Source organism: Massilia timonae CCUG 45783 (genome assembly GCF_000315425.1).
In the GTDB taxonomy this organism is placed as follows: Bacteria; Pseudomonadota; Gammaproteobacteria; order Burkholderiales; family Burkholderiaceae_D; genus Telluria; species Telluria timonae.
On sequence record NZ_JH992922.1, the window covers coordinates 893,921 to 910,982 of the forward strand.

General features: G+C 57.0%; 14 protein-coding genes. 3 read left to right on the forward strand and 11 right to left on the reverse strand.

What is annotated here, in order from left to right; translation table 11 throughout:
* Nucleotides 1-51: 51 nt before the first annotated feature.
* Both rsmD and HMPREF9710_RS03815 read right to left on the reverse strand, forming a co-directional pair.
* Nucleotides 52-693 carry a 16S rRNA (guanine(966)-N(2))-methyltransferase RsmD gene (rsmD, locus tag HMPREF9710_RS03810; RefSeq protein ID WP_229409718.1) on the reverse strand — a complete coding sequence of 214 codons (642 nt, stop codon included), beginning with the start codon at nucleotides 691-693 and terminating at the stop codon, nucleotides 52-54.
* A gap of 69 nt (nucleotides 694-762) precedes the next feature.
* Complete coding sequence (locus tag HMPREF9710_RS03815) at nucleotides 763-1,641, reverse strand: DUF6279 family lipoprotein (RefSeq protein ID WP_005664077.1); 879 nt, start codon at nucleotides 1,639-1,641, stop codon at nucleotides 763-765.
* Nucleotides 1,642-1,681: 40 nt separating this feature from the next.
* Between HMPREF9710_RS03815 and glmU the strand changes: the two genes are divergently transcribed.
* Entirely contained in the window at nucleotides 1,682-3,058 is a 1,377-nt protein-coding gene (gene glmU, locus HMPREF9710_RS03820; protein ID WP_005664079.1) for a bifunctional UDP-N-acetylglucosamine diphosphorylase/glucosamine-1-phosphate N-acetyltransferase GlmU, read from the forward strand.
* Nucleotides 3,059-3,182: 124 nt separating this feature from the next.
* Here the strand turns inward: glmU and HMPREF9710_RS03825 are convergent, their stop codons facing one another.
* Entirely contained in the window at nucleotides 3,183-3,653 is a 471-nt protein-coding gene (locus HMPREF9710_RS03825; protein WP_005664081.1) for an Lrp/AsnC family transcriptional regulator, read from the reverse strand.
* A 162-nt stretch (nucleotides 3,654-3,815) separates the two neighbouring features.
* On the opposite strand from HMPREF9710_RS03825, the gene glmS reads away from it, so the two are divergent.
* On the forward strand, nucleotides 3,816-5,645 hold the full coding sequence (glmS, locus tag HMPREF9710_RS03830) for a glutamine--fructose-6-phosphate transaminase (isomerizing) (protein WP_005664082.1): 1,830 nt from the start codon (nucleotides 3,816-3,818) through the stop codon (nucleotides 5,643-5,645).
* A gap of 245 nt (nucleotides 5,646-5,890) precedes the next feature.
* On the opposite strand, the gene HMPREF9710_RS03835 is transcribed toward glmS, so the two are convergent.
* From HMPREF9710_RS03835 to HMPREF9710_RS03850, 6 genes are all read right to left on the reverse strand, one after another.
* Nucleotides 5,891-7,149, reverse strand: a protein-coding gene (locus HMPREF9710_RS03835) for an IS3 family transposase (protein ID WP_229409719.1) whose coding sequence is annotated in 2 segments (ribosomal slippage) — nucleotides 5,891-6,819 and nucleotides 6,819-7,149 — 1,260 coding nt in all. Because the reading frame shifts where the segments join, the coding sequence is not laid out codon by codon here.
* A 262-nt stretch (nucleotides 7,150-7,411) separates the two neighbouring features.
* Nucleotides 7,412-8,500, reverse strand: coding sequence for a hypothetical protein (locus HMPREF9710_RS27665; protein ID WP_005664087.1), 1,089 nt, complete (start codon nucleotides 8,498-8,500; stop codon nucleotides 7,412-7,414).
* 3 nt (nucleotides 8,501-8,503) lie between these two features.
* The gene (locus tag HMPREF9710_RS27670; RefSeq protein ID WP_005664089.1) at nucleotides 8,504-10,243 is read right to left on the reverse strand and encodes a hypothetical protein; all 1,740 of its coding nucleotides are present in this window, start codon (nucleotides 10,241-10,243) and stop codon (nucleotides 8,504-8,506) included.
* Nucleotides 10,233-11,450, reverse strand: coding sequence for an N-6 DNA methylase (locus HMPREF9710_RS26905; RefSeq protein WP_005664090.1), 1,218 nt, complete (start codon nucleotides 11,448-11,450; stop codon nucleotides 10,233-10,235). The genes HMPREF9710_RS27670 and HMPREF9710_RS26905 overlap by 11 nt, the downstream gene beginning before the upstream one ends.
* A gap of 340 nt (nucleotides 11,451-11,790) precedes the next feature.
* Complete coding sequence (locus HMPREF9710_RS03845; RefSeq protein ID WP_005664091.1) at nucleotides 11,791-12,132, reverse strand: hypothetical protein; 342 nt, start codon at nucleotides 12,130-12,132, stop codon at nucleotides 11,791-11,793.
* 215 nt (nucleotides 12,133-12,347) lie between these two features.
* The gene (locus HMPREF9710_RS03850; RefSeq protein ID WP_157225422.1) at nucleotides 12,348-13,283 is read right to left on the reverse strand and encodes a hypothetical protein; all 936 of its coding nucleotides are present in this window, start codon (nucleotides 13,281-13,283) and stop codon (nucleotides 12,348-12,350) included.
* A 76-nt stretch (nucleotides 13,284-13,359) separates the two neighbouring features.
* Between HMPREF9710_RS03850 and HMPREF9710_RS03860 the strand changes: the two genes are divergently transcribed.
* A protein-coding gene (locus tag HMPREF9710_RS03860; protein ID WP_085986696.1) for an IS3 family transposase occupies nucleotides 13,360-14,609 on the forward strand; the annotation gives its coding sequence in 2 pieces (ribosomal slippage) (nucleotides 13,360-13,645 and nucleotides 13,645-14,609; 1,251 coding nt in all).
* A 1-nt stretch (nucleotide 14,610) separates the two neighbouring features.
* Here HMPREF9710_RS03860 and HMPREF9710_RS03865 read toward each other — a convergent pair.
* Nucleotides 14,611-15,132: a hypothetical protein gene (locus tag HMPREF9710_RS03865; RefSeq protein WP_040774975.1), complete on the reverse strand. Its 522-nt coding sequence runs from the start codon at nucleotides 15,130-15,132 to the stop codon at nucleotides 14,611-14,613.
* Nucleotides 15,133-15,358: 226 nt separating this feature from the next.
* Nucleotides 15,359-16,824 (reverse strand): IS3 family transposase gene (locus tag HMPREF9710_RS03870; protein WP_371855218.1). Its coding sequence is split into 2 segments (ribosomal slippage): nucleotides 15,359-16,428 and nucleotides 16,428-16,824, totalling 1,467 coding nucleotides; the frame shifts between segments, so codons are not numbered across the junction.
* Nucleotides 16,825-17,062 lie beyond the last annotated feature (238 nt).

Genomic DNA, 17,062 nt, shown 5'->3' on the forward strand with positions numbered 1-17,062 from the left:
CGGGGCATGGTTTGCCCAATGGTTGTGCGGTTTCCAGGCCCCTGGCGGGACTCAGGCCGCCTTTTCTTGCAGCTTCAGCAAATGGTAATACACCATGCCCGCCTTGTCGGCGCGCACCACTTCCCAGCCAATCAGCCAGTCGGGGACGTCGTCGCCCCCGGTCGGCAACGGCGCCTCGGCTTCGGCATACACCATGCCGCCTTCAAGCAGCAGCGCCGCGCACAGCGGCAGGGTCTTGGCCAATAAGTCCTGTTGATAAGGCGGGTCGAGGAAGATCACGTCGTAGCGCTGGCCGCGGGTGGCCAGGTCGCGCGCCAGGGTCAGGGCGTCGGCGCGCAGGATCGTGATGTTGTCGGCCTTGAGCTTGTCGCGGTTGGCTTCGAGCTGGCGCACGGCCGGGCCGTGGTTGTCGACCATGGTCACCTTCGCCGCGCCGCGGCTGGCGGCCTCGAAGCCGAGCACGCCGGAGCCCGCGTACAGGTCGAGAAAACTGGCCTGGTTCCAGTCGCTGCCGAGCTGGTGGTTGATCCAGTTGAACACGGTCTCGCGCACGCGGTCGGGGGTGGGACGCAGGCCGAGGGCGTCGACCACCGGCAGCAGCGTGCGTTTCCAGGCGCCGCCGATGATGCGGACCTGGTGCTGGGCCATGCGCGGCGCGCCGTGGGGTTTGGCGGCCTGGGGCCTTGATTTCATGGACTTTTTTTGCATGGGCGGCACTATAGCATGCGGGTTTCCCACCCTGCGCTGGCCGCCCTTCCCTGCTTATTTACCTTCCGCCAAGGCCTCGAAATCATTGATCCAGCCCTGCATGCGCTGCTGCGCATGGGCCTTCTGCTGCGGCGTCGCCAGTTTGATCGCGGTCAGGATGTATTTCGTCGTGTGGTCGATGCTGGCGTCATAGAAGGCCTTGCGCTCGGGCGACTCCATGCGTGTGAACAACTCGCGCATCAGGCCTTGCACCCTGGCCGTGGTCTGCTCGCGGTTGAGCTTTTTCTGTTGCACCTCTTGCAGCAGCGCCAGGATGCGGCGCTGGCGGTACTGGCGCTCCTCCAACCATTGCTGGTTGTCGAGCGGGCGCAGGTCGGAGGCGCGGCGCAGGGCGGCTTCTTGTTCGCTGGTGAAATTGCCAAACCACAGTTCCATTTGCTCCATCGATTTCTTGAAGCGTGCGCGCTGGCGCTTCTCGACGCTGCCGCTCATGAACTTGCGCCGGTATTCCTCGTTCTTGTCCTTGAACTTCTTGTCGATATTGGCGATCTGCGCGGGGGTGATCGACATGGCCAGCGTCGTCAGTTCCGGCACCGCGCGCTGCGACAGGCGTTCGCCGCGCACGCGGATCTCGCGGTAGGCCTGGAGCAGGTCGGCCTGGCTCGGGTTGCCCGCCAGTTTTTGCTGGAAATTGCCCAATAGAGCAGCATAGTCGCGCAACTGGGTCTGGCGATGCCATTGGAACAATCCATTGATGTCGCGCTTGGCGGTGTCGGCCTGTTGTCCTTCGAAGTCGACATAGGAATTCATCCACCAGTACAGTAAGGTGTCGCCCTGGTTGTACGAGAAGCGAATGGTGCTGCAACCGGCCGCCAGCGCCATCAGGGCAATCGCCATTAACGCTAAGGTGCGCCGGAACAGGGTATCTCGCATGCTAGAATTTTTCATATTTTCAACTTTTTGAGAACGGCTTATGAACGTTGTGATCCTCGCCGCCGGCATGGGAAAGCGCATGCAATCCGCCCTGCCGAAAGTCCTGCATCCATTGGCTGGTAAGCCGCTGCTCCGCCACGTGATCGATACGGCCCGTAGCCTGAGTCCGCAGAAATTATGTGTGATTTACGGCCACGGCGGCGCAGCGGTGCCCGACATGGTGTCCGCACTGGCGCAAGAAACCGGTGTGTCGATCGATACCGCCCTGCAGCAGCCGCAGCTGGGCACCGGCCACGCGGTGATGCAGGCCGTGCCGCAACTGGACGATGGCGCCGCCACCCTGGTGCTGTATGGCGACGTGCCGCTGACCACGGCGGACACGCTGCGCCGCCTGGTTGAGGCCGCAGGAAGCGACAAGTTGGGCATCCTGACCGTCGAACAGGCCAACCCCTTCGGCCTGGGCCGCATCGTGCGCGAGAACGGCCAGATCGTGCGCATCGTCGAAGAAAAGGATGCCAGCGAGGCCGAGCGCGCCATCCGCGAAATCAATAGCGGCATCATGGCGATCCCGACCCGCCACCTCAAGAAATGGCTGGCGGCGCTGTCCAACAACAATGCCCAGGGCGAGTACTACCTCACCGACATCGTGGCCCAGGCCGTGGCGGACGGCGTGCCGGTCGTGTCGGCGCAACCGTCGGGCGAATGGGAAGTGGCTGGCGTGAACAGCAAGGTGCAGCTGGCCGAGCTCGAGCGTCGTCATCAATTGAATATCGCACATGCACTGCTGGAAAAAGGCGTGACCTTGATGGATCCGGCGCGCATCGATGTGCGCGGCGAACTGGTTTGCGGCCGCGATGTCGTCATCGACGTCGGCTGCGTGTTCGAAGGCCGGGTGGAGCTGGCCGATGGCGTGAAGGTCGGCGCCAACTGCGTGCTGGTCGGCGCCACGGTCGGTGCTGGCGCCAATATCAAGCCGTTCTGCCATATCGAAGACGCCACCATCGGCGCCGCCTCGCAGATCGGACCGTATGCGCGCCTGCGTCCCGGCACCGAGCTGGGCGAGGACGTCCATGTGGGTAACTTTGTCGAGGTCAAGAACAGCACCGTGGCGGCGCACAGCAAGGCCAACCACCTGGCCTATATCGGCGACGCCACCGTCGGCTCGCGCGTGAACGTCGGCGCCGGCGTCATCACCTGCAACTACGACGGCGCGAATAAATTCCGCACCGTGATCGAGGACGAGGTGTTCGTCGGCAGCGACAGCCAGCTGGTGGCGCCGGTGACGCTCGGCAAGGGCGCCACCATTGGCGCCGGCACCACGCTCACCAAGGATGCGCCGGCCGGCATGCTGACCATCTCGCGGCCCAAGCAGATCACCATCGAAGGATGGAAGCGTCCGGTGAAAGTGAAGAAGTAATCCACCGGCTGTCGACAGGGTAATCACAGAAAACAAACAAGATAAACACAGGGTTTTACCGTGGTTACCCCCTGTCCATCCACCTGGTCTTCCACAATATTATCCACAGGCGGTGGCCCGTGTTTTACACGGCGATGCGGGTGTCGAATTTGCTGCGGTGGGTCGAAAAATAGGATTTCACGTTGCGCACGTTCGCGTGCGACGTGAACAGCCGGTGCGCCAGCGCATGGTAGGCCGGCATGTCGGCGACCTGCACGACCAGCACGAAATCGGGTCCCGGTGAGACCCGGTAGCACTGCAGCACGGCCGCTTCTTTGGCGGCCAGGGTCTCGAACTCTTCCATGCGCTCGGCGGCCTGCACGTCGAGCGTGATCTCGACGATGGCGGACAGGCGGCTGCCGACCTTGGCGGGCGCCACGATCGCCACCTGGCGTTCGATGACGCCGCTCTCGGTCAGCTGCTTCACGCGGCGCAAACAAGTCGGCGGCGACACGTGCACGAGCGCCGCCAGTTCGGCGTTCGTATGCGATGCGTCAGTTTGCAAAATATTCAGAATGCGACGATCGAGGTCGTCGAGGGTGGGTAGCTCGGTCATCGTGATGAAATATTCGGTAAATTTTTATGTGTATATGAAATATTATTTTGTTCATGAGTCGTCATGAAATAATCTAACAAATATGGCTGCGCACTGTAAGCTTATTTCATTACGATTGCTTTACGATAAGACTCAACAGTTTTTCCATTCGAGAGGTTAGCCATGTGCGGTATCGTCGGTGCAGTCGCCAAGCGTAATATCACCCCCGTCCTGATCGAGGGCCTGAAACGGCTCGAATACCGCGGGTACGATTCCTGCGGCGTCGCCGTCCACCTCGATGGCCGCCTGACCCGCTCGCGCTCCACCTCGCGCGTGGCCGACCTCGAATCGCAAGTCAAAGAGGCACGCCTCGACGGCTTCACCGGCATCGCCCACACCCGCTGGGCCACCCACGGCGCCCCGGCGTCGCACAATGCCCACCCGCACTTCTCGCCGACCGAAGACAATGCGCGCATTGCACTTGTCCACAACGGCATCATCGAAAACCACGACGAGCTGCGCGCCGAACTGACCGGCCTGGGCTACAAGTTCACGAGCCAGACCGACACCGAGGTCATCGCCCACCTGGTCGACCACCTGTACACCGGCGACCTGTTCGAGACCGTGCAGCAAGCCGTCAAGCGCCTGCACGGCGCCTACGCGATCGCCGTGTTCTGCCGCGAAGAACCGCACCGCGTGATCGCCGCGCGCCAGGGCTCGCCGCTGATCGTCGGCGTCGGCAAGGACGAGAACTTCGTCGCCTCCGACGCGATGGCGCTGGCCGGCACCACTGACCAGATCATCTATCTGGAAGAAGGCGACGTGGTCGACCTGCAGCTGGCCCGCTACTGGATCGTCGACGTCGACGGCCGTCCGGTCGAGCGCGAAGTGAAAACCGTGCACGCCCATAACGGCGCGGCCGAGCTCGGCCCGTACCGCCACTACATGCAGAAAGAGATCTTCGAGCAGCCGCGCGTCATCGGCGACACGCTCGAGGGCGTGACCGGCGTGATGCCGGAACTGTTCGGCGACGGCGCCTATGCCGTGTTCAAGAAGATCGACCGCGTGCTGATCCTGGCCTGCGGCACCAGCTACTACGCCGGCCTCACCGCCAAGTACTGGATCGAGTCGGTGGCCAAGGTGCCGGTGAACGTCGAGATCGCCAGCGAATACCGCTACCGCGACAGCGTGCCGCACCCCGACACCCTGGTGGTGACCATCTCGCAGAGCGGCGAGACGGCCGACACCCTGGCCGCGCTCAAGCACGCGCGCAGCCTCGGCATGCACCATACGCTGACCATCTGCAACGTCTCGACCAGCGCTATGGTGCGCGAGTGCCAGCTGGCCTACATCACCCGCGCCGGCGTCGAAGTCGGCGTGGCCTCGACCAAGGCCTTCACCACCCAGCTGGCGGCGCTGTTCCTCTTGACCCTGACCCTGGCGCAAGTCAACGGCCGCCTGACCGATGCCGAGGAAGCCGAACACCTCAAGATGATGCGTCACCTGCCGGTCGCGCTGTCGTCGGTGCTGGCGCTCGAGCCGCAGATCATCGCCTGGGCCGAGGAATTCGCGCGTAAAGAGAACGCCCTGTTCCTGGGGCGCGGCATCCACTACCCGATCGCCCTGGAAGGCGCGCTGAAGCTCAAGGAAATCTCGTACATCCACGCCGAGGCCTACCCGGCCGGCGAACTGAAGCACGGCCCGCTGGCGCTGGTGACCGAAGAGATGCCGGTAGTAACGATCGCGCCGAACGATGCGCTGCTGGAAAAGCTGAAGTCGAACATGCAGGAAGTGCGTGCGCGTGGCGGCCAGCTGTACGTGTTCGCCGACGTCGATTCGCGCATCACCTCGGGTGATGGCCTGCACGTGATTCGCCTGCCGGAACACTATGGCCTGCTGTCGCCGATCCTGCACGTAGCGGCGCTGCAGCTGCTGGCGTATCACACCGCGCTGGCGCGTGGGACCGATGTGGATAAGCCGCGTAATCTGGCGAAGTCGGTGACGGTCGAGTGAGCGCGATCCATTGTTACGCTGGTGACAGAATCAAATTATGTCTGTCAAAGTCAAATTATGTTTGTCAAATGCGCGGCAAATTTGTCAAATTTTGGCAGATCGATATTAATGCTTGAGAGACACATTTAAACACTAGTTTTGACCACAGTAATGGTCATCGTTCACGTAACTCATGCGGTGCCAGCTGAGCCGCATAGTTCAGATCAAGTGATCTTGCCCCGCTTTTCCCGGACACAGCCTGATGCCTATTTAGCGTCAGTTTCCAGAGCCTGACGGCGTCGCTCTTTCCTAAACATGCGCGGCGATCTGTAGCCGAGCGCCGAATGCGGATGCACCTCGTTGAAATGCCTGAATGCATCGGGCAACTGGGCCAGCACGACAGCGCCGCTGCTGCGGTCCATGCCGCCGACGTAATCGCGTTTAAACGTGTTCACGAAGCTCTCTGCCATGCCATTCGACTGCGGGCTGTTCACCGGCGTATGCACCGGCTTGATGCCCAGTTGATGCGCCAGGGCGTGCGTCTCGATGGCTCGGAAAGCGCCGCCGTTATCACTCAAGAATTCAACGGTAATCGCCCGCTCGTCCGTGCTGCCGAAACGCGTCTCCACGGCCTCGATCATCATGTCGCGAACCGGCTCACCAGGCAGGCCCCGGCCGATCCATGCACGCCAGGCGATGATCTCGCGGTCACAGCAATCCTTCATGAAAACGCCAGTCACCACCTCGCCGTTGTCGCAGGCGATTTCGAAGCCATCCGAGCACCAGCGCTGGTTCGATTCTTCGACCATCACTTTGCCGTCGTGAGTGCGGCCGCTATCACTACGCCTAGGCGATTTCGGCAGCAGCAAACCCTGCTCCTTCATCACGCGGTACATGCGCTTGTGGTTCACGGGCCGCAAGCCCATCAGGCTGCGCGTACGGTTCACCAGGGCGCCAGCACGACGGTAGCCATAGGTCGGCAGGGCCGTGATCTCGGCCCGTACCGCGTCAGCAATCATCGCGTCGGCGACCGGGTCGAGCCTGGCCACGGTGCGCTTGTCGACCCAGTTTGCGGATCGGGCAAGCAGGTCAATCACGTGCGAGCGCGCTACACCGAGGACAACGCAGACAGGCTTTACTGCCCGTCCTTGTCCGATAAGGGTGAGCGCGCAATCCACTTTTTTTCGCGAGCCAGCTCGACCGCTTCGCGCAGGATCTCCGCCTCCATCGTCTTCTTACCCAGCATGCGCTGCAGTTGTGCGATCTGGGCACGTGCCGCTGCCAGCTCGCTCGCCGGCACGACTGATTCACCTGATTGCACCGCGACCAGGGCGCCGTCTCGCTCGAGCTTGCGCCAATTGAACAGCTGGCTGGCACTGATGCCGTGCTTACGCGCGACCAGCGACACACTCATTCCTGGCTCGTACGTTTCCTTGACCAGCGCAGCCTTTTCCTGCACTGACCAGCGACGGCGCCGCTCCTCTGACACTGTCACTACTTCGATGGTTTGGTTGTTCCTAGTCATATTCACAGTCGTATTCCTATCCGTAAGGATACCGCATCAACTGTGTCTGGTGGATCAGGGGGCTATCTCACAAGTTGGAGAGCCATAATAAAAAACGGATTCACGTTGCACGTGAATCCGTTTTAGCTCCTGCTGCCTGCGGGTCAAGCCTTAAGTGACAGGCATTAGCCCTGAACCTGCTCTCTAATGGTATTTGTCAATGCTTAAATATAGCGCTGGAGCCCGCGTGGGTAACTCTTTCTGGCTGAGGTTTGTCAATGGCCTATTCTGCAGCTGCGGCAGCCAAGATGTCTGCCGCAGCCGGGGGAAGGTCTTTAAATTTATCGTCGTGAATAGCAGGCTCTGCATTTCGCACTGCTTCTGAGCGCGTTTGCTGTGCCGTTCCTGCCAAAGGAGTGTCCGGTTTGGCTGTCTTTTCTGGCTTCTTTGCAAGCTTGTTTCTAATCATTATCGTGTCCGTTGCAATGGAGCCTTTTGCCCATGCCAAAAAACCATTGTATTCTTCCCACAGCGACGGTGACGACGGCTGAGATTTAGTAATGGCGAACAAATCATAGTATCGGGCAAATCGTGTTTCATCTTGCAGAAAATCCAGGTTCCACGTAGAGATGTACTTAATCTCAGGATTTGTATGAATGCTCTTGCTAAGCCAAAGACTCCTCTGTAGGACATCGGTATAAATATAAGAGTTCAGTGAGCTTACAAACTTTTCCAGTATGATACTAACCTCCTCAATAGCAGGAGGTAGTATGGTTATGGGCTTTTCCAAGTAGTTTGCGGGAAGATTAAGGCGTCTAGCATTGTCGGCCCCTAATAGCCCAAACCGGTGTACGCAACAATGCCGTAGCTGACAAATTTGATTGTATTTTTGAAAAATTGGCTCCAGTGATTTCGGAACGCTTCCATCTCCCATCCCGCTAATTCCACAGAATTCTTTAAGGGTTTTAGAGATGTTGGCTTGACTAATGAATGAAACACCCTCCAGTAAAGCTTCCGGAAGTAACGTTTTCTCATGGTGAAGCGCCGCGAAGTATGTTACTTGTAACGGCGAAACAAGACGAGCCACACACTCGTCGACCTGAACTAGTCCACGAATAATTCCTCGTAAATAGCTCTCTACGGCTGATACGTAGCCCAACAGAAGTAGCGTTCCTAACTCATTGGTATATTGGCTTCTGTTATCCAGCAGAATTTTATTCAGACGGTTAGTGTTTTCCAAATAGCGGTCAATAGGCGAGAGCGGACCAGTTGGGTCAAGATTTTCGAAGAACGAAGTCAACTTCAATTGTTCAGACAACGCTTCGGCTGGCGAAATTTCAGCAGAAAACGGCTCGAGTTTTTGTGTGCCCATTATCTAGGATAAAAATTCATCGACGAAAATTTCAATGCTCTTATTTATGATTACTGCCCGCCGTGGGCCGACATAACTTATTTTCCGCAACTCTGAGCCAGGGTCTTGTAGTGCCAAAAAATCACCGACGGTGCGAACCTCGGGCATATCTTGTTTCAGTTTGTTTTTCTGCCACTGATTCAAAGTGGGGATGGAAGCAAGCTCGATTTCCATGCAGCTTTTGAAGGTGGATGCATCTGTAAGTTTTGCTCCACAAATATGACAATGACGCGAAGCTTCCGTGAGACGTTCCGCGCCGCAATTTTGACATCGTGGCAAATCAAACTTCAGTCCCTTTAAAGTATTTGATTCGATAAGAGTCGATATCGACCTACGAAGCGGATGTCGCACATTCGGCTTCTTCAAAACATCAACAACTTTAATTGCAGAGAATCCGCGAGCTTCCGAAAAGGCTCTGTCACGAATCAGCAGAGCCAAGTGTGGTATGAAGCGTTCATATACACGCGACTTACCGTGTGAAACTGATGCAAATCCATAAAGTAAGCCGGCTTCGATTAGCAATGAAAACATTCGGTCGACATAGGCCGTTCTGTCTGAGGATTCTTGGATGCCGATAAACAGTTGCTTTTCGCCTGTTTGGAGAAGATTTTGATTTTCGGATACAAGTTCGCTGCAAGTTTTATGAAATACATCAAGCCCGGCAGTGATCAAGGTCTTGAATTTTGGAATCTTCGTAGCCAGCGATAGATACTCGGCATCCTTGTTCTTTATGAAGGCGTCAAGAATTGCATTTACTTTACTTTGAATCGTACCTTCCTTGCCCATTTGCTGCTTCATAGCATTAAGCAATGTAAGATATGCACGAGGTATTCCAAATGCTGCGTATTTAAAAAGGTCGCGGACTTCCGGTGCAATGGTATCGTATGCGCTTAACCGTTTGCTGCCAATTGAATCCATCAGTTGAAGGTAATCAGGAGACTCGACTGAAAACCACGCGGCAACTTCATCGGCCTCGTGCGCTACGTGAAAACGTGGACCATATTCTGTAGTGCCAGGATACACAGAAGCTTTAGGCGAAATTGTCGGCGACTTGAGGGAGCGGAAAAAATCAAAGAAGTCAGGTAAATATTCCGGAGCCAAGGTTAGAGCAGCATCATCCAGCAAGATTATGCTGCGTCGCCGTTTCAGTGCTACGGTTATCCTATCTATTGTGGACTTCAAATGTGCAAGAGAAAGCGTATCAAATATCTCTTCCTGCTCGGGCAGTAACGCAGCACCACGTTCTAAACGTGCAACGATTCCAAGAAGCGCTTCTTGGGAATATTCCAGCCATAGCTCGTCCGAATCAATGGTGTCATCCTTCGAAAGATACGCTGCAATTGACTCGTAAATTCCCAAGTAACATAAACACAAAACCCATCCATGGAATAAATCTAACGCATTAGTCCTACTCTTTAAGAGGGGCTCAAGACGATAATACCGATTGAACGAAAGGTATATGGCGAACGGAAAGGTATTCTGTTGAAGCGAGTATGCCCACGTATACCTCATGAGGTGGGTTTTTCCGCACCCCCGCGGGCCGACTAGCAATTTCGCGCCAGGCACTAATAGTTCTCGGACTACGTTTAGCGCCGGCCCATCGACAGATGTACTCGTTTCTATAGTTGCAAGCGTTAATTGGTCCGCCCGGACTTCGAAAAAATTCTCGTCATCTATGTTAGACAAAATCTCGTCAATCGCCATTTTTTTTCCTAAACGGAATCTCTAATATTGCTTCCGAAGTTAAGAAGCGAGCGCCTACTCCATGCGCTATCGCTTTAAGTGCTTGACGGCCTATAGTGCTGCGCAAGTAGGCTAACAGCTCTGCTTGGTATTTCCGCTTGACCTTCAATATAAATACGCAGTCCGAAACAACAACGTTGTTGCTTGATACTCTGCAAACCTTTTCTTCTAAATTTCTACCCACTCGCGCTAGCAGAATATCTCCTCGATTGGCGATAGGCCCTCTTAGGTCGGCTAGCGCCTTTTCCGCTATGGCAAAATCGCGACCAATGCTATTTAACTGAGGTGTGATGTCGCTTGTATGTACGACAGGAAAAGTAACCTGTCTACGTTGCGCGGAGGAAATAGTCCCTCTTCTAAGCTCGTTAGCAACGTCCCGAATCGTCATCATTGAGGTACTCGCCTTTAACGACCGCTCGCATAAATACGAATAGTCCAATCGATGCGCTGCTTTTTCTTGCGATACAAATAACGGTTCTGACAAAGCCCCGTTCAACATGAGCTGCTGAACCTGAATATCAGCCGGCCCAGTTAAGTTTTTCGCGAGGATAACGATGTGGGCTTTAGCGTCAGTTTTGGAAAAAATGTTTCGCGGAAGCTCGATTACCTTTTCAATGGAATGGGTCGTTGCCAGCTTCCGCCGGAAATTGGTGCAATTTTCTCCGGATACCAAACCGTCCGGTACAATTATTCCTAATCGACCGTTGTTCTTAAGATAGCGTAAATTTTGCGCTATAAACAGAATGTCAGCGGGAACATCTCTGATCCTTGGTAGAATCCCGCTTAGCCCTGCCTCTTCCAAAATCGCACCAAAGCTCTTTTTCCAACGGCGCCTGATATAGGGAGGATTACAAATAGCGATGTCTGCGGTAGCGGGCTTCAAACCCAGTCTCTCGCCAATGTTGACCTCTAATGCGTCGCCTACATGGTGGGTAAAAGAACCCCCATACAACTTTCGCAGTTGACCGCTGTTAGCGTCACTATCAATGTCAACAGTGTAGTAGTGAGCAGCGCTCCAAATCTTTACAGCAGCGGCGGTCAGCGCACCGTCGCCCGAGCCGAGGTCGAGTACGATGCTTGGATGAGAGGTAGGAAGAGATGAGATAAGAAGCGAGCCCACCGAGCTAGCAGTGTAGTAACGACCCAAAACATCTGATGTGGTAGACAAAGTTCAGCCTGATTTCGAGAACTGGTGGTTGTTGCAGTTTACCAAGATTGCGGCTTATCCGGTCGGGTTTCTTTCCTCGATGTTGCGCTCGTATCTCTGCGCGGTTCGACAGCAATAATCGGTGGAAGAGTATGCTTAAGCCTCTCCACTACTCGGCTTCAAGCTCGAAGGTACCCGGCTCCGGGCAGAAAGTGCGCACACTTACTCACACGGAGCTCGCTGCCAACACTTTTTTAGTGGGTGTAACCGTTCTAAAAACAAGCATAGCGGTCACGTAAAAAGCCCCGTTCGCTTTAAAGCGGCGGGGCTTGTCATGTCGACGCGAGAGTGTTGTCAGTAGTTAGAGTGCGGTGATATTTTCGCCTTCTTCTGAGTACGTTTCCGACGAGCCACATGCGGCGCACGTGCCGTGGTGCGGGAAGTCTTCGTGTTCAAGCGTGAAGCAGCCTTCGTCCTTGATGCTTTCGATGTCTTCGTTGCGCAGGTGCGCGTCGTTCTCTGCGATCCAGCGGGGATCTGCGGGTGGCGTGATGGTGATGCTCTCGAGTTCTTCGCCGCGCTGGCCAGAAACCCAGTGGAACTCGATGTCGTCACGCGACAAGCCGGTGTATGGCAAGTCCATACGGACCGTCCCGCTGCAGTTACGATCGGTGCCATCTGGGCAGTGGGTGTGGATGTGCATGTCATTCTCCTGCGATAGGTCGATATCAGTGGTCAAGCAAGCAGCCAAGTGGGGCCGCTTGCTGCTTAAGTGCCAGCAACGCGCTAGCGAAGTGCCAAGATATCGACTTGGAGCGTCGCGATGGTAAGGTTTTTTTCAAATCGGACAGCTCATGCTCCCTCTCAGCAACGAGGTGGCCCGGCTGAGCCCAATCGAGCGCTGGCTAGGCGGTTCCGTCACCAGTAATAGCGCTGCCTATAATCAGGCCGCACTGCCGAAGCGGCCTCCGCCTCGAGAATTTTGCTCTCGATAAGTTGGGGAAGGCGCCGGTACTCTTCCATCCTCTCCCGCAGCAAACGAGTGTCATGATGACGGATGAATGGCAGTAGACCTTCCATGAGGTGCCGAGTAATAGCGAGCTTAGCTTCATAAACCGGAAGCAGTCCGCGTAGGCTATGAGCAAACCAGTCCAAATGATGCAGCCAAACTCGGGTGAACGCCTCTGGCACGACGTTATCCTCGGGCTTATGGCTAAACTTGTAATTCTGAAGAGCTGCTATCAAACTTCCGCTGATGGTCTTCTTGCCATGCCAGAATGGTTCAAAACCCGTCGTCGGGTGCAGTTTCTGGTGAAGTACGGTCGCCAGAGCGAGGAAGGCCGTGAGCGGGTCAAACCAAAAATCATCCTCGAATGCCCGTCGACCTTGCTTGGTTCGATACGCCCCCCAAAGTGAGAGTAGGGACTTCGACGGCGCGACGGATCCGGCCAGTGCTTCAGTGCTTACTTCCTCCCCAAACGAGTTGGTTAACGCCAGGAGTAACTCATCCCTGCGCTCGTCAACGTATTCCGACAATCCTTCAAGGCAAAGCCTCGGGCCCTTGTCCGGGTCAACCAATCCAGCCGCTTGAAGGTCGAAAGTTTTCAGCGGCCGCGTTGGCGTTTGCTCTACGTACACCGAAGACCAAGCGGCAGCAAAATTAAGGAATTCAAGGCTACTACAATGGATGTACAGCTGCTCGTCGAGTGGGAGCAAGGGCTGTTTTTCGGAAACCGGCGGTGACAACGTCTCAAATACAGTTGCCGCAATCGACAGATATTTCTGATACCTCTGCTCGTCATTCTTGCTGAGTTTTTTGATTGTGAACAATATCGCGTTCTCGGCACGATTCAAATTGTCGCGCGCGTTATAGTGGACCCCGAATCTGAGACGGTGGTTTAAGCTGTCGTCCGCGAAAGGATGACAGCGAATGAGTGAAGGTAAAAAACGCAGGGTGCACAGCGCCGAGTTCAAGGCCAAGGTTGGGTTGGAAGCGGTGCGTGGGGTGAAGACGGTGACGGAGATTGCGCAGGAATTCGGCGTGCATCCAGTACTGGTGGGCCAGTGGAAGAAGGAGATCCTGGAGAACGCCGGCGCCCTGTTCGACGTCAAGCGCGGGCCGAAGCCGGTGGACGAAAGCAGCCCGGAGGACAAGCTGTACAGCGAGATCGGCAAGCTGAAGATGCAGGTGGATTGGCTCAAAAAAAAGCTTGGGGAATGAGTCCGGCCGAGCGGGCACGGTGGATCGAGCGCGAGGACAAGATACCGCTGACGATGCAGTGCGAGCTGGCCGGCGTGCCGCGTTCGACCGTGTATCGGCGGCTGGAGGCGGCGGCCCGACAGGAATGCATCGAGGAGGAGGACGGCCAGCTGCGCGCCCTGATCGACGAGGAGTACACCAGCCGCCCGTTCTACGGCAGCCGGCGCATGGCGGTCTTCCTGCGAGGCCGAGAGCACCGCGTCAACCGCAAGCGCGTGCAGCGCCTGATGCGGGAAATGGGCTTGGCGGGCATGGCGCCGGGGCCGTCCACGAGCAAGCCGCACCCGCAGCACAAGGTCTATCCCTATCTGCTGCGCGGGGTGGCGGTCACGCGGCCGAACCAGGTGTGGAGTACGGACCTGACGTACATTCGGCTGGCGCGCGGCTTTGCCTACCTGGTGGCGGTCATCGATTGGTACTCGCGTCGTGTGCTGGCCTGGCGCATCAGCAACAGCATGGACGCGTCGTTCTGCGTGGACTGTCTGGAGGAGGCATTGCGCCACCACGGCAAGCCCGAGGTATTCAACAGCGACCAGGGCTCGCAGTTCACCAGTGACGCCTTTACCAGCGTGCTCAAGCGCGAAGGCGTGGCCATCAGCATGGATGGGCGAGGACGGGCGCTGGACAACATCTTCGTCGAGCGCCTGTGGCGCAACGTGAAGTACGAGGACGTGTACCTGAAGGGCTACGCCAACATGGCCGAGCTGACAGTCGGCCTGGCACAGTACTTCGCGTTTTACAACGCCGAGCGTCCACACCAGGCGCTGGGCTACGAGACGCCAGATCATGTCTACCGTGCCGGTGTTGGAGGAGGAGAGTTGATCGACGAAAAAATCGGAGACGCGGAACAAGAGCCGGAGAAAAACGGCGGAACGGGGCAGCGCCGGGCAGCTGCTGAAGTGGAAATGGACACAGCTTAAACTAGCCGGCTGAGTGTCTTGACTGATGGGTCCACTTTACGTGTCCATACGTGAAATCTATCTCGGCGCGGCGCAAGACCGGGATCTCGAGCCGCAAGTGCGCTTTCATATCGTTTAGATATGCAGTTCTGGAAATAGCGTATTCGTTAAGGATCGCGTAGGAATCTGCTACCTCGAACGACGGGATCGTAGTTTTGTCTGGCGCCCTGAGAAAATTGAAAGCGTGGCTGAAGCTGCATTCTTTCAACAGCATCATGGTCTTCATTACCTTGAGTGCCTTGGACGGGTCAGCCTTGAGGTATTCGTTGAACTGGTGTCCGGTGAGTTCGTAGATGGCCTTTCGCGCTGACTGGAACCCGTGCACAGTCGCCGCGCTACTTCCTTCCAGCTGCATCTCTTCCTTGAGGGCCTTCGTGGTAGGCGCCGCGACAGGGATACGGTTTCCGAGATCGTATGGGCGAGGAAAGAGCGTTTTACGGATGTCCGGCGGCATTTCGCTGAACAATATCTCAAGGTTGCTCATGCTGAGCGTCGTTGGGCGGCCATTAGGCAAACTCGGCCCCGGCGGATGCCGCATTCGATGGCTCGCACTTTTCTTGTCAAAGAGGTATGAACGCGGCACTTTGCCGCAGGCACTCTGGGTCTGCCGCGCAATTTGCACCAAGATTTGGTGAAACAAGACCTCGATATCGGAACGTGTCAATGAATTTGAAACACCTGGTGGAATGATGAGAGTCTAACTCTCTTGTTCAGGCTGCTTTTTTCTCCGTGACTGGTGGATTGATCCATGCCGCTGTCGGCAATTTGGTCTGTCGTGGTACGCAGTGCTTGAAGCGGCCCGGCGTGCGTTGGTAGGCGCTTTCAAGCGTTGCCTGGCGCAGCTTGCGGATCTCGGCGGCACGGCCGGCATGGACGCTTTCCGGGGTCATCATGCCGATGCCGGAATGGCGGTGCTGCTGGTTGTACCAGGTGAAGAAGGCTGCGCAGTGGGCGCGTGCGTCAGCGAGCGAGCCAAAGCGCGCCGGGAAGCCGGGCCGGTACTTCAAGGTCTTGAATTGCGCCTCGGAATACGGGTTGTCATCCGAAACGTAAGGGCGGCTATGCGATTTGGCGATGCCCAGATCGCTCAGCAGCGTAGCGACCGGCTTGGAGCGCATGCTGCTGCCGCGATCGGCATGCAGGGTCAAGGTACCAGGCGCGATATTTTCCTTTGCGGCGCTGTCGGCGATCAGCTGTTCGGCCAGTTCGGCGGTCTCCCGTTCGGCCACCATCCAGCCGACGACGTAGCGGCTGAAGATGTCGAGGATGACGTACAGGTGGAAACAGGTGCCCCGGACCGGTCCCTTGAGTTTGGTGATGTCCCAGCTCCACACCTGGTTTGGTGCGACGGCCAGCAGTTCCGGCTTGGTGTACTCCGGATGGCGCAACTGGTTACGGCGTTCGCGCACGGCAGCGCAGCCTTGTAGCAGGCGGTACATCGTGCGTACCGACGCCACATAGCGCCCTTCGTCGAGCAGTTGAGCGTGGATGGCGGCCGGCGCACAATTGGCAAAGCGTGGGCTGTTGAGCACCTCCAGCACGACACGCCGCTCATGCTCGGACAACGCGAGCGGTGGCCGTCGGGCTGGCGCAGCCGGCGTCACGGGCGCTAACGAACCAGGTCGTTGCGCGGTGCGATGGCGATATAGTGCGCTGCGCGGCAATTGCAATGCGCGGCAGGCTGCGGCCACGCCAACTTCGCCGGCGAGGTGATTGGCGGCGCTGATCACTTCGGCTCGCTCGGCGTGTCGGCCGTACTCAGCCCCAGCAGGGTGGAAAGTTTTTTTTGGACGTCAATGATCAGGTCGGCCTTGGCCAACTTGTCTCGCAGGCGCGCCACCTCTGCCTCCAGGTCGCGCACCTTGCGGTCCTGAGCAGCAGCTAGGTCGACCTTTGGGCCACGCTTGCGCGCGAGGACTTGAGAGGCCGCAGCGGCCTGGCGTTGCTTGCGCCAAGTGGCCAGATGGGACGAATAAATGCCTTCGCGGCGGAGCAAGGCACCGATGTCGCCAGGCGCCTGGCAGGAGTCGGCAGCGGCAAGAATGCGCAGCTTCTCGGCGTTGGAAAACGTGCGTCGCTTGGCGACCGGGACGACCTCGGGATCGGGACGGTCCACTGGCGTGGCTGGGCTGCTGGGTTCGACAGAATTGCTGATTTGATGCTTTCGGCTGTGCATGTTGGGGACCTACCGCTGTACTCTAAATTAATCGGGTAGGTGTCTCAAGTTATATTGGCACAGGGGGTATCCACTTCATCCATCGTTGCGCTCCTACTGAAATACACGTGCAATACCTGTACTCGTTAAAAACACAACAATGCCACACTACAGCAACTCGAGGGCAAGCATTGTGGTCGAGGAACGTTCTTTGCGTTCGGTGCATTACCGCCATCTACCGTCGAGCACCGTATGCAAT

What these genes read in the sequence shown, in the direction of transcription:
- rsmD (WP_229409718.1), bottom strand. Translation starts at nt 693, where the DNA reads ATGAAATCAAGGCCCCAGGCCGCCAAACCCCACGGCGCGCCGCGCATG.
- HMPREF9710_RS03815 (WP_005664077.1), bottom strand. Translation starts at nt 1,641, where the DNA reads ATGCGAGATACCCTGTTCCGGCGCACCTTAGCGTTAATGGCGATTGCC.
- glmU (WP_005664079.1), top strand. Translation starts at nt 1,682, where the DNA reads ATGAACGTTGTGATCCTCGCCGCCGGCATGGGAAAGCGCATGCAATCC.
- HMPREF9710_RS03825 (WP_005664081.1), bottom strand. Translation starts at nt 3,653, where the DNA reads ATGACCGAGCTACCCACCCTCGACGACCTCGATCGTCGCATTCTGAAT.
- glmS (WP_005664082.1), top strand. Translation starts at nt 3,816, where the DNA reads ATGTGCGGTATCGTCGGTGCAGTCGCCAAGCGTAATATCACCCCCGTC.
- HMPREF9710_RS27665 (WP_005664087.1), bottom strand. Translation starts at nt 8,500, where the DNA reads ATGGGCACACAAAAACTCGAGCCGTTTTCTGCTGAAATTTCGCCAGCC.
- HMPREF9710_RS27670 (WP_005664089.1), bottom strand. Translation starts at nt 10,243, where the DNA reads ATGGCGATTGACGAGATTTTGTCTAACATAGATGACGAGAATTTTTTC.
- HMPREF9710_RS03845 (WP_005664091.1), bottom strand. Translation starts at nt 12,132, where the DNA reads ATGCACATCCACACCCACTGCCCAGATGGCACCGATCGTAACTGCAGC.
- HMPREF9710_RS03865 (WP_040774975.1), bottom strand. Translation starts at nt 15,132, where the DNA reads ATGAGCAACCTTGAGATATTGTTCAGCGAAATGCCGCCGGACATCCGT.